The sequence below is a fragment of the Zoogloea sp. GDB6 genome, from assembly GCF_056724105.1.
On record NZ_CM161497.1, the window covers coordinates 3,123,649 to 3,135,981 of the forward strand.

Sequence of the window (12,333 nt, forward strand, 5' to 3'; positions counted from 1 at the left end):
CCGGGCCACCCCGGGTTTCCTTGTCTCTCCCGGGGCGAGCCAGACACAGCCCACCCCGAGAGGCGCTCAGGAGACGACCGTCAGGAAGCGCTCGTTGAGCTTGCGGTCGTGGTAGAACACACCGGTGCCGACCTCTTCCCAGGTCCAGGTGATGGGCGCGTAGTCGGGGTAAGGCTGATAGCCTCCGCAGAACGTCTCGAAGCGGTTGCCGGACGGATCGAAGGCGTAGATCGTGGTGCCGCGGGTCACGCCGTGGCGGGTCGGGCCGATATCGATGGACACCTTGTTCATGGACATGATGTCGGCGGCGCGCAGGACCTTCTCCCAGGTATCCAGCAGGAAGGACACGTGGTGCAGCTTGCCCGGCTCCGGGTGGCGCACAAAAGCGATGTCGTGGGCTTTATGGGAGCACGAGAGCCAGATCGCCAGATTGGTCTCGCCGTCTTCCATCAGCACGCGCTCGACGAGGTAGAAGCCCAGCACGTCCTCGAACAGCTTCTGCACCTTCTCGATGTCCGGCCCGTAGAGCAGACAGTGATCGAGGCGCACCGGCGCGATGCCGCGCTCGGCATCGGGGGTCCAGGGGTCCGGATTGACGTACTTCATGCCGTTGCCGACGTCGGTCTTCTCGGCGTAGAGCTCGATCTGGTGGCCGGACGGGATCTCGAAGCGCACGCGCTCGCCGGTTTCCAGCAGCTCGCCGGCGGGAATGCGCTCGGTCTGGACGCCGTAGGCCCGCAGGTCGGCGTTGAGCTTTTCCAGCGTGGCCTTGTCGGCCACCTTGAAGGCGAAGAAGTCCATGCCGGCGGATTCCGCCTCGCGCAGGATCAGGCTGTTGTGGTCGCGCTCGTCCCAAGCCTTGAAGTACACCCGGCCCTGAGCGTCGCGGCCGGTTTCGATGAGGCCCAGCACATTCTTGTAGTGATTGACGCCCTCTTCCAGATCCAGCACGCGCAGCTGCATGTGGCCGGGACGCAGAACTCCGGTCATTGCCATTTGTAATCTCCTCTTGTCCTTGTGGATGCCGGCATCGCCCGGGAGACCGCATTGCGGCGCGGTTTCCCGACCCGGCGAGCACTGTGTTTATCTTAAACTCTCATCTCGATAAGTCAAACTATTCTCGAGATTTTATTTTTATATCGATTTAATGATCAAACCCGCTTGAACAACGGGCTGCGCACCTGCTGCGCATCCGCCGCCGAGAAGAACTTCTCGGTGTAGATGTCGTTCTCGAACAGGCGCCCCTGCATCAGCGTCGAGATACAGGCATCGATCATCATCGGCGGTCCGCACAGGTAGGCCTTGCGACCGCGGAAATCGTTGTCGAAGTGGGCCTTGGCCGCCTCGTGCACATAGCCCCGGAAGCCCTGCCACGCTGAATCCGCTGGCTCGTCCGACAGCGCCGGCACGTAGGTGAAGTTGGGATACTTCTCCGCCAGCGCCAGGAATTCGTCGTGGTAGTAAAGCTCGGCGCGGCTGCGCTGGCCGTACACCAGGGTGATCGGCAGCGTGCTGCCCTCGGCCAGCAGGTCGAGGATCATGCTGCGTGGGCTGGACAACCCCGACCCGCCGGCCATGAACAGCAGCGGCACATTGGCCGACTTACGCACGAAGAAACGGCCGTAGGGGCCGGACAGCTTGACGCTATCCCCTTCCGCCAGCTTCTCGTGGAGATAGCCGGTGCCGGTGCCGCCGGGCACGATGCGCACGTTGAGCTCGATCTCCCGCCCCGTCGACGGCACGTTGGCCAGCGAGAAGGCACGGCTGATGCCGAGGCCAGGGATGTCCAGGTTGATGTATTGCCCAGCCTGGAAATGGATGGGCTCATCGAGCTCGACGAAGATGCCCTTGATGGTCGGCGTGAGCTGTTCGATACGCTTCACGGTTCCGGGGAAGTCCTTCACCGGGATCGATTCGGCGTCCGGCTCTTCCTCGATTTCCGCTTCGATGGTCACGTCGCTTTCGAGGCGCGCACAGCAGGCCAGGGTCTTGCCCTCGGTGCGCTCGAAGTCCATCAGCGCGAAGCTCGAGGCTTCACCGTGGTCCACCTCCCCGTCCAGCACCTGCACCTTGCAGGTGGCGCACAGGCCATGGCAGCACGCATGGGGCAGCCAGATGCCGGCGCGCAGGGAGGCATCCAAAATGGTCTGCCCCTCCTCGACCTCGATGGTCTGGCCGAGGGGTTCGATGGTCAGCTCGTAGGACATGATTCAGCTCGCAGAACCCTTGATACCGGTAAGTCCGGGGGTGCGGAAGCGCAGCACGTCCTTGTGCTTGAGCCCCAGTTCGGCCAGCGTCTTGTTGAAGTCCGGTTGCCACGGCTGGCTGGACTTCAGCCATTCGACCTTGCTCCAGTCGATCTTCGCGAAGTCGGGGTGATAACCGAAAACGCCCGGCAGCACCTTGTCGATGATGTCGCCGAAACGCATGTTCGGCGGGACCGGCAGGCAGAACGGCGAGCAGAACAGCAGGTGCTGATCCCAGCCGATGTACAGCAGCTGGTTGCCGTGAAAGTTCTCGAGCCGGTCGGCGGACTCGAAGGAATATTCCTTGATGGCGGCTACGCCCATGGTTTTGTCTCCTTGTATTTTTCCGATGCGGAATCCGGCCGGCGCCCTGCGCCGGGCCGGATTCACTCCTGTCTGTCAGGCGGCGTTCTTGGTCGCCATGCCGCGCCAGGCCTCGAAGTTCTTCTGATCTTCGGAACCTTCGAAGTCCAGGTTGTCGCGCCCCTGGGCCAGGTGGTAGTAGTCGAGCACGGCCGACAGCGGGTCGAAGCCCTCGGCGGTCGGATCGACGCCTTCCTCGAAGCAGTTGCCCTGGTAGATCTGATGCACCGGCAGCCAGGCCTGGATGTACTTCTCCGGCTCGTGCTCGAAGATCTCTTTGCAGCCGTCGGAGCAGAAGTGGTACTTGTTGTCCTTGTAATCGACCTCGCGGTAGCAGATCTGCGTCGGGTCGCCCGGCTCGGTAAAGATCATCGGAATCTGGCAGGTCTGGCACAGCATGGGCAGCGTCTTGTTGTAGAAGCGGTTGCCCTTCTTGGCCTCCTCGCGCCAGTGCTCCAGGCGCGGCCGGTAGTACTTGTCGAAGCTGTTCGGGTACTTCTGCGACAGCCAGTCCAACTCGTCGTCGGTGGGAATCCAGGTGTGGAAGTTGCACGCCGCCGCGTAGTTGTAGAAAGTCGCCCAGGCCTGGTGGGAGATGTGATCCTTGTCCTGCTCGATCTGGTCGAGCCACTTCGGCGGACGGATGCCATAGCGGGCCAGGTCCTTGAACAGCGCGCCGCCGTTCTCCTCGAAGTAAACCTCCCAGGCCTCCTTCCAGCTCATGATGCGCTTGGGCAGCATGTAGTCCATCATCATGCCGACCAGGGTCAGCACGCGGTAGCCGCGCCAGGTCCACTTGTCGATCCACTGCTGCACGATAGGCAGGTTGTCCGGGTCCTGCTCCAGCACGAACTTGATGACTTCCAGGCCCAGCGTCATGTGGCGGGCTTCGTCGGACTGGGCCGAGAAGCCGAAGGTCATGGTGCCCATGTCGCCGTTGTAGGCGGCGCCGGACACGAAGGGCACGAACAGCAGGTTGGTCAGCACGTACTCGAAGCTGAAGCCGATCGCCACCATGAACTCGAAGGGGCCGGCAGTGACGGCATCGTCGAAGAAGGAACGCGGCACCGACAGGTACCACACGCGCTCCAGCATGTGCCGGTATTCGTGGAAGCCGTTGTAGTACTTGTTGTAGTTGGACAGGGAATGGATCTGCGTCTGGGCGTGGCGGATCTCGTCCAGGGACTGCATCAGGCAGGCGACCCGTGCGCCGACGCCGGGGAACTGGCGGCCGGTCATCGCGAAGCCGCGGTGGGCCATGTACTCCAGCGGGCTGATGCCGTTCAGGAACAGCTTGATGGCGTTGAGATAGCGCGCATCGGTGACGTTGAGGTGGCCGTTGTTCTGGGCATAGGCGTCGATGATCGCGTACAGCTTGCGTTCCTTCTCGGCCTGGTACTTCCAGTAGGCGTCCATGGTCAGGCGGAACGGGTCTTCCCACTTGTCCCAATCATGGATCTTGATGCCTTCGTACTTGACGAAGGGGAACACGTCGTCCATCGACTGGTAGGTGGTTTCCCAGCCCAGGCCGCGGGTCATGTGCTGGTACTTCTCCTTGAGGCCCAGCTTCTTCTTGCCGACTTTCATGTCCATCTTGCGTGTCTCCTCGAGGGGTTCAGGCGTTCCAGCTCAGGGTCAGCTCGTCGTCGGTCTCGTCGACGTTGCCCGTGAGGGAAATCAGGTTGATGTGCAGTTCCTGCAGGTCGAAATCGCGGCCGATCAGCTCTTCGATGGTCGAGCGGCGCACGACCAGCGAGCCTTCGGCGTCGATCTTCACCATCGCCGGCTGCTCGTTGCAGATGGCGTGGGGGTTGTCGGCGAGGATGGCCTGGATGATCTGGCGGGTGTCGTCGTTGGTCTGCAGCGCGATGAATACCTTGGACATAGTGCTTCCTCTCAGAGGCTGACGCCGGCCTTGGCCATGCGCGCGTTGAACTGGTCCACCACCTCGCTGGTGATGGCGTCGGCTTCGGCACCGAGGGCGATCTGGGCGATCGGCATCAGCGCGGCGGCGGCGCGGTCGCGCCAGTGGGTGATCCAGGTTTCCATCTGGGCCTTGTTCTCGGCGGATTCGGCGGCCGCGGTCTTCACCGTGGCGTCCACCCACTTCCTGGTTTCGGCGTACCAGTCGGTCATGAACTGGGTGAGCATCGCAATCGGCGTGCCGCCCTTCGACGAGAGCACGTTGTCGATGATGGTTTCGTACACCAGCGGGTACAGCAGGCCGTCCAGCGCCACCATCTGGGCTACGAAAACTTCCAGCGGGTCCTTCAGCACGAAACAGTCTTCCACGTAGCGGCGCAGTCCCTGCCAGGCGCTGTCTTCCATCCAGCTCTGCTTGGCGGTGTCGAGCACCTCCACGTCATCGCCGAGCAGCAGGCCGACACGGGTGATGTACTGGGCGATGCCCAGCATGTCCATGGAGTGGAAGATGCACGGCTGGGTCAGCGCGGTGCCGTAGCCGTAGGCGGTGATGAAAGCAGCGTTCATGTTGCCGCCCCAGGCTGCGTGGCGCAGCGGCAACAGCAGCTTGAGCACGGTCTCTTTCAGCTCGGCCGGCAGGGTGTCGGCCAGGCCGCGGCCTTCGACGAAGTCGAAGTTCGACTCGGCGGTTTCCTGCTGCTTGGCACGGGCCAGCGTGTAGGCGCCGTAATAGAACTGGCGCGGGTCCTTGAAGGCGTACCAGTCGGCCATCTTGATCGCACTGCGGGACGCATCGAAGATCTCGTGGTCCGGATCCCAGGTCGGACGGTAGTGAAAGTTGTGGGTCGCCTGAACTTCCAGCGTGCCTTCCTGGTAGCGGGTCGCCGCCTTGTCGGCGCCGATACGGCGGGCGATGTGGTCGAACGTCTGCCGCTGCGGCTTGATGGTGACGGTGCGCAGATCCATCTGCATGGTGTCTCTCCTCCTTCTTCTATTCAAATTCCGGGCGCTCAGCCCGGCCGGTTCATCTGAAGCGTTGGTGCGTGGCCTCGTGGAGGCTCCAGTTGAAGTCGCCGTCCTCCTCCGCCTCCGGCCGGGAACCCTCAAGGAGGATCACCCGGTTGGTCTGGCAGAACTCCTCGTAAGCCGCCTCGGGCAGCAGCATCTCGACGAAGAGCGCGGGATCGGAAATGGAGAACTCGAACTCCACCAGGCCGTCGGGGCGCCGCTCCACCAGGCGTACGTACTTGCGGTTCACATCCACGGGCAGCGGGGTGGTCGGATCGATCATCGTGTCCTCGGTCTGGTCTGCAACAGGCTTCTCCTTATCAAGCCCCGTACCAGATCTGGCAAACCACTGATCCAGAAAGACAAAATCCGCTTTTTCTCGAGATTACGAGAAAAAGCGGATTTTATTGATGAATCAATTGATCAAATGCTGCAGTGCAGCTTGATGATCTGGTGAAGCGGCCAGGCGACCCCGGCCACGCCGGCTTCGACTTCTTTCGGGTCAGAAGTCGTAAGCGATCTTGCCGTAGTAGAAGCCGCCACCAGTGGCGTAAGGCTGGGTGCCGTAGACGGCGCTCGACGTCCCAGTGGTCGGTTCGCCAGGCCCATTCTTGTCGGGACGCACGTTGAACAGGTTGGCCGCTCCCACGGTGAGCCTCCACGACTTCGTCAATGCGTAGTTAACATCCAGGTCAGTGATCCACTTGGCGCCGAAGTTCACGTCCTGGGCCGATCTCTCGGAACGGAACCAGGTCAGCTTGTCATAGCGGGTAGCGGCAAGATTGATGTCGAAACGGTCGATGAACCAGCGCGCGCCGAGGATCAGCTTGGTTTGCGGATAGCCGTCGGTGAGCCCGCCCACCGACGAGCGCGGGAACCAGATCGTGTTGCCGCCGGGGTTGGCACCCAGTTTGGCAATCGCCGACGGCGTGTTCTTGATCCTCTCCACCTCGGTCTTGTTCCAGTTGAAGGCGGCGCTCCAGCGCACCGTACCCAAGCGGGCGTAGTCCCGCGTGGTTTCCGCCACCAGATCCACGCCGGTGGTCCTGGTATCCGCTGCGTTTGCGAAATACTGCACCCACTCGCTGCCGGCGTAGCCGTACTTCTGCAACAGCGGTGCGAAGGCCGGGCCATACAGATAGCCGGTACGGATGATGCGGTCGCGGATGTCCACCCGGTACGCATCAAGCGTGATGCTGGTCTGGCGGTTTGGCTGGAAGGTCACGCCGAGCCCGAAATTGGTGGACTTTTCCGGCTTCAGGTCCTCGGCACCCAGTTCCCGCGCCAGCGACGAGGTGTTGCGCAGCAGCTTGGACAAGCTGGGCACGAGGTTGCCATTGATGTCGGTGTTAGTGCGGTTGTCCGTCTGCGCATAGCCGATCTGGGACAGGGACGGCGCACGGAAGCCCGAGCCCACGGTGCCGCGCACTGCGAACTGCGGCGTGAGGTCATAGCGGGAATTGAGCTTGCCGCTCACCGTATTGCCGGAGCTGTCGCCATAACGTTCGGCGCGTACCGCCGTACCGACGAACCAGTTTTCCCGCGGGTGGAAGCCCAGGTCCACATAGGCCGCCGCCACGTTGCGCTTGAGGTGCGCCTCGTCAATCGGCGCCAGTACCACCGCTGCCTGAGCGCCAACATTGGCCGGCTTGCCCACATTGGGGTCCCCCTCCTGGTCGCCCGCCTTGAAGACGTAGCCGCCATTGGTATAGCCGAGGGGGTCGCCGGCGAAGGTGTCGAAACCGTCCTGGCGGAACTCCCCGCCGAAGGACACTTGCAGCGGCTTCTTCAGGCCGATGTCGAAGGCACGGGTCACATCCAGGTTGTTCACCCACTGGGAAAACTGGTAGGTGGCCAGGTTGTCGAAGCGCGTCGGCGAGGCCGGGCCGAGGGACGGGTTGATGGTCAGGTCGCTGAACTGGCGATTGCGGCTCTTGCCGTAAGACGTACTCAGATCCCAGTCCCAGTCGTTGCTCCTCCCCTTCGCGCCGAACACGAACTGGAAGTCGATCTCGTGGGAATTGTTGAGGGCGAAGTAGCCGTCGGGAAACAGCTGGGTGATCGTCGCCAGGCCATTGGCACGGCGGAAGTTGTTGCCGGCCACTGTATCGCGCTGCCCGCCAGTACCGAATGAGTACAGGGACACCTCGCTATTGACCGGCAGCTCTGCGTTGTAGGACAGGTTCCAGGCCTCGATCTGCGGATCCCCGTTGTGGGCGCCGTCCCGGTTCCAGGTGGCGTTCTTCGGGTTGGAGGCCGGCGACCAATTGACGGTGTTGGTGGCAGGGAAATTGTTCCACGACTGGCCGCGCTTGCGCGCATCGACGCTGAAATGGATGAAGCCATCCGTCCCCAGCTCGGTTCCGAAATCCGCCTCACCCTTGGTGGTCGTCAGATCCCCGTCGCCTTCGTAGAGGCGGCCGCTGGACAGACCCACGTGACCACCGAAGTTGCGCTTGAGCACGATGTTCACCACGCCGGCCACCGCGTCCGTGCCGTATTGCGCTGCCGCGCTGTCCTTCAGCACCTCGATGTGATGCACCGCGCTGAGGGGGATCAGGTCCAGATCCACCGGATTGACGCCGCTGCTGTCGCCGCCGCCGTTGGTCAGCAAGGCGCTGTTGTGGCGGCGCTTGCCGTTGACCAGCACCAGCGTATAGGCCGGGCCGAGACCGCGGTTTGAGACCGGCCGCACGATAGAGTTCACGCCGGCCACGTGGTAACCGAAATTGAAGGACGGCAGCAGCCTGGTGAGCGCCTCTCCCAGCTCGGCCCGGCCACTGCTGCGCGCCAGTTGGTCCGCGCTGATGATGTCGATCGGCGCCGGGCTTTCGACCACCGTTCGCCGGCCGCCGCGCACCCCGGTGACGATGACGGTGTCCAGCGAGCTGCCAGTGCTCTCGGCTGCGGCGGGCTTGTCGCCGCCACCTTCCGCAGCCTGCAAGGGTGCACCGCCCAACAAAGCGCCTGCAATCGCAACAGCCAATACGGATCGGCGCGGAACGGGATTGTCAGCCCGCACCCGGCAAACAAAGCCGGCTTGAGTGGAAGAAGACTTCATCGACATCACCTCCTGATTGGAAAGCGCATGCCATGGCAGCAATCATGCCAATGAAATTCGACCGGTCATATCCCGCCAGAAGACCTTCCGCACAATTTCAAATGGATGATATTCCAGTGAAATAGCATCCGACCGCACCCGCCATGGATGGCCGGAATCACCCCCCTTTTTCTTACAGGTGTTTGCACCTCAACACAACGTCATCAAATCGGCTTGAATTCGGGTCATCCAACGGTGTCCTGAACGGGGATAAAAATGCGCCCAAAATAGGCATTTGACATCAACAATATCCAAACGCATATTCTTTAAGGATTCCTTAAAGCTCTTCACGGAATATTCCTACCGGGCCGCCCGAGGCACGACCGCCCTCCCGGCTGCGCCCCAAAACCTCCCCAACCGCAAGGAGTCCCTGATGACCATCCGTCGTACCGTCGTACTCGTCACTCTGGCACTGGGCACCATCGGCAGCGCCCATGCAGCCTCGGCCGCCGAACCTATCCAGCCGATCGCTCCACCCAAGATCACCAACCCCGCAGCCGTCGAACTGGGCAAAGCCCTGTTCTTCGACCCACGCCTGTCCAAGTCGGGCTTCATCTCCTGCAACTCCTGCCACAACCTGTCGATGGGCGGCAGCGACAACCTCAAAAGCTCCATCGGCCACGGCTGGCAGAAAGGGCCGATCAACTCACCGACGGTACTCAATGCCCGCTACAACCTGGCCCAGTTCTGGGACGGCCGCGCGGCCGACCTGAAGGCGCAGGCCGGCGGGCCGATCGCCAACCCTGGCGAAATGGCCTTCAGCCACGAACTCGCGGTTGATACCTTGAAAACGATCCCAGGATACGTAGCAGCCTTCCGCAAGTCCTTCGGTTCGGACGAGATCAACGTGGACCGCATCACTGGCGCGATCGCTGCTTTCGAGGAGACACTGGTGACGCCCAACTCGCGCTTCGACCAATGGTTGAAGGGCAACAAGAAAGCGCTGAATACGGAAGAACTGGCCGGTTACAAGCTGTTCAAGGACAGCGGCTGCGTGGCCTGCCACAACGGCCCAGCCGTGGGTGGCAATTCCTTCCAGAAGATGGGGGTGGTGGAGGCCTACAAGGCGAACAGCCCGGCTGAAGGGCGCATCGCGGTAACCGGCAAGGACGCCGACCGCTTCCTGTTCAAGGTGCCCACGCTGCGCAACGTGGAGCTCACCTATCCGTACTTCCACGACGGCGGTGCGGCAACCCTTGGCGAAGCGGTGGACACCATGGGCCGCCTGCAGCTGGGCCGCAAGTTCAGCGCCGAGGAAAACGCCAAGATCGTGGCCTTCCTGAAAACGCTGACCGGTCAGCAACCGTCCTTCAAGCTGCCGGTGCTGCCGCCGTCCACCGACGCCACGCCACGGCCGCAGCCGTTCTGAAGCTAACTGTCTAGTTCGCTGGCCTGGCCGGCATCGCCGGCACGGGGGCATCCAAGGATGCCCCCTTCTTTTCGACGCCCCGCTCCAACGCCTTGACCATCTTGCCGACCACGGTCAGGGACATTTCGCCACGGGGGAAGACACGACAGGCCAGCACCACTCCACTCGCCTCCTCCTCCGCGCTCACGCAGTCGCGGCTCATCTTGCGGGCCTCGTAGCTGCCGGACTGGATCGCCACCTTGCAGATCCCGCAGCCACCGCCGCGGCAACCAACGGGAATGCCCCGCCGTCCCAGCACTTCCATGCCACGCAACAGGTTCAGCTCGGCATCGCAGGTGTAATCCTCACCGCTGTTTCCGATATGGATCAGGTACTTCTGGGCCATGGTCTCCTCCTGGCACATCATCGATCCGGATTGCTCGCTCTGGATGGCGAATCGGTCCGGCTTCATTTTTCTCGAGATTATGTATTATTATCGCCAATAAACTTATAACGCAAGCTGATGAGGAATCGGCGCTCCGCTGTGCGGAGCGTCCGCGAGCCCATATCGGCCACGTGGTATAAGACCCTGTCTCCCGCCGCCCGGCATTGCGCCGGCCATCATTATTCCTATCAAGCGGCGGAAGACGCTGGAGGAGACATCGTGAGCGACATCCATTACCCGCAGAACGCCGATCTGCGCAGCCTCGTGCGCTTCTGTTCCGAAAAGGGCCTGATATGGCTCCACGAAAGCCGCATGATCCTGATGCATGCGGCGGCACTGTCCGAACTGCGCAAGGAGCTCATCAACTCGGTCGGCATCGACCAGGCCCGCCGCATCCTGACCCGCATGGGCTATGCTGCAGGTGCCCGCGACGCCGAGCTGGCCAAGAAGATCCGCGGCGACCACAGTCTTCAGGACGCCTTCGTGGTCGGCCCCCAGCTGCACATGCTGGAGGGCATGGTGCACGTAACCCCATTCAAGCTCGACTTCGACAAGGACGCCAGCCACTTCTACGGCGACTTCCTGTGGGAGAACTCCGTCGAGGCGGAAGTTCATGTACGGGAATTCGGCCACGCGGAACATCCGGTGTGCTGGATGCAGATCGGCTACGCGTCGGGCTACACCTCAGCCTTCATGGGGCGCTTCATCCTCTTCAAGGAAACCGAGTGCGTCGCCACCGGCCGCAACCGTTGCCGCATCGTTGGCAAGCCCGTGGAGGAATGGCCGGACGCCGCCGACTACACGCCCTACTACGAGGCTGACTCCATCGTCAGCCGCATGCTCGAACTGCGCAGCGAGGTCGATGCGCTGCGCGCCACGCTGGAACGCCGCCTGCCGCCACCCAGCCTGATTGGCTCGTCGGCCGGCTTCCGCCACGCCTACACGCTGATCGACAAGGCCGCCGCCACCCAGGTCACGGTGCTGCTGCTCGGTGAAACCGGCGTCGGCAAGGAGCGCTTCGCCCGCGCGCTGCATGAGATGAGCCCCCGCGCCGCCGGCCCCTTCGTAGCGATCAACTGTGCGGCCCTTCCCCATGATCTGATCGAGTCAGAGCTCTTTGGCGTCGAGCGCGGCGCCTTCACCGGCGCCCAGGTATCGCGGATGGGCAAGTTCGAGCGCGCCGACGGCGGCACCCTGTTCCTCGACGAGGTCGGCGAACTGCCGCTGGCCGCCCAGGCCAAGCTGCTGCGCGTGCTGCAGGAAGGCGAGATCGAGCGCCTCGGCGATGACCGCACGCGCAAGATCAACGTGCGCCTGGTGGCCGCCACCAACGTGGACCTGCACGCCGCGGTCAAGGCCGGGCGTTTCCGCAGTGACCTGTTCTACCGGCTCAACGTCTATCCGGTGGTGATCCCGCCGCTGCGCGAACGGGTCGCCGACATTCCTCTGCTGGTGGAAGCCATGCTGAAGCGCTTCGGCGCATTGCACGGCAAGCGCATTGCCGGCGTCACCGACAAGGCCTTGCGCGCACTAAAGGGTCATGCCTGGCCCGGCAACATCCGCGAGTTGGAGAACACCATCGAGCGCGGCGTGATCCTCGCTCCGCAGGACGAATGGATCGAGGTCGAACACCTGTTCGCCGGTCCGCAGGACTTCGAGGCTCGTCAGGAAGGCATCAATGACGCCGGCAGCCTGAGTTCAACGAATGCAGAAGACGCCACCAATACCCTGTGCAGCCAGGTCATCGCTGCCGGCATCGGGCTGGACAGCCTTGAGCAGGCGTTGATCCAGCACGCGGTCAAGGAGGCAAAGGGCAATCTGTCAGGCGCGGCGCGCCTGCTCGGCATTACCCGCCCCCAACTCAATTACCGCCTGAAGAAGAAGGAAGCCTCGGTGTGAG

General features: G+C 62.7%; 11 protein-coding genes. 2 read left to right on the forward strand and 9 right to left on the reverse strand.

Features of this window, described 5'->3' with window-relative positions; translation table 11 throughout:
- Positions 1–66 precede the first annotated feature (66 nt).
- From AC1PQG_RS14145 to AC1PQG_RS14180, 8 genes are all read right to left on the reverse strand, one after another.
- Positions 67–996 (reverse strand): catechol 2,3-dioxygenase, encoded by a 930-nt coding sequence (locus tag AC1PQG_RS14145; RefSeq protein WP_481118483.1) that lies wholly within the window; start codon positions 994–996, stop codon positions 67–69.
- A 155-nt stretch (positions 997–1,151) separates the two neighbouring features.
- Positions 1,152–2,207, reverse strand: a complete 1,056-nt coding sequence (locus tag AC1PQG_RS14150; RefSeq protein ID WP_481118484.1) for a 2Fe-2S iron-sulfur cluster-binding protein — start codon at positions 2,205–2,207, stop codon at positions 1,152–1,154.
- A 3-nt stretch (positions 2,208–2,210) separates the two neighbouring features.
- Complete coding sequence (locus AC1PQG_RS14155; RefSeq protein WP_481118485.1) at positions 2,211–2,570, reverse strand: phenol hydroxylase subunit P4; 360 nt, start codon at positions 2,568–2,570, stop codon at positions 2,211–2,213.
- A gap of 75 nt (positions 2,571–2,645) precedes the next feature.
- Complete coding sequence (locus tag AC1PQG_RS14160) at positions 2,646–4,202, reverse strand: aromatic/alkene/methane monooxygenase hydroxylase/oxygenase subunit alpha (protein ID WP_481118486.1); 1,557 nt, start codon at positions 4,200–4,202, stop codon at positions 2,646–2,648.
- Positions 4,203–4,224: 22 nt separating this feature from the next.
- Complete coding sequence (locus AC1PQG_RS14165; RefSeq protein ID WP_374483633.1) at positions 4,225–4,494, reverse strand: MmoB/DmpM family protein; 270 nt, start codon at positions 4,492–4,494, stop codon at positions 4,225–4,227.
- An 11-nt stretch (positions 4,495–4,505) separates the two neighbouring features.
- Complete coding sequence (locus AC1PQG_RS14170; protein WP_481118487.1) at positions 4,506–5,504, reverse strand: aromatic/alkene monooxygenase hydroxylase subunit beta; 999 nt, start codon at positions 5,502–5,504, stop codon at positions 4,506–4,508.
- A 52-nt stretch (positions 5,505–5,556) separates the two neighbouring features.
- On the reverse strand, positions 5,557–5,823 hold the full coding sequence (locus AC1PQG_RS14175) for a phenol hydroxylase subunit (protein ID WP_481118488.1): 267 nt from the start codon (positions 5,821–5,823) through the stop codon (positions 5,557–5,559).
- Between the two features lie 219 nt (positions 5,824–6,042).
- Positions 6,043–8,499 carry a TonB-dependent receptor plug domain-containing protein gene (locus AC1PQG_RS14180; RefSeq protein ID WP_481118489.1) on the reverse strand — a complete coding sequence of 819 codons (2,457 nt, stop codon included), beginning with the start codon at positions 8,497–8,499 and terminating at the stop codon, positions 6,043–6,045.
- Between the two features lie 514 nt (positions 8,500–9,013).
- Here AC1PQG_RS14180 and AC1PQG_RS14185 point away from each other — a divergent pair.
- Positions 9,014–10,009 (forward strand): cytochrome-c peroxidase, encoded by a 996-nt coding sequence (locus AC1PQG_RS14185; RefSeq protein ID WP_481118490.1) that lies wholly within the window; start codon positions 9,014–9,016, stop codon positions 10,007–10,009.
- Between the two features lie 10 nt (positions 10,010–10,019).
- Here the strand turns inward: AC1PQG_RS14185 and AC1PQG_RS14190 are convergent, their stop codons facing one another.
- Complete coding sequence (locus AC1PQG_RS14190; protein ID WP_481118491.1) at positions 10,020–10,460, reverse strand: 2Fe-2S iron-sulfur cluster-binding protein; 441 nt, start codon at positions 10,458–10,460, stop codon at positions 10,020–10,022.
- A 192-nt stretch (positions 10,461–10,652) separates the two neighbouring features.
- On the opposite strand from AC1PQG_RS14190, the gene AC1PQG_RS14195 reads away from it, so the two are divergent.
- Positions 10,653–12,332 carry a sigma 54-interacting transcriptional regulator gene (locus AC1PQG_RS14195; protein ID WP_481118492.1) on the forward strand — a complete coding sequence of 560 codons (1,680 nt, stop codon included), beginning with the start codon at positions 10,653–10,655 and terminating at the stop codon, positions 12,330–12,332.
- Position 12,333: the final 1 nt, after the last annotated feature.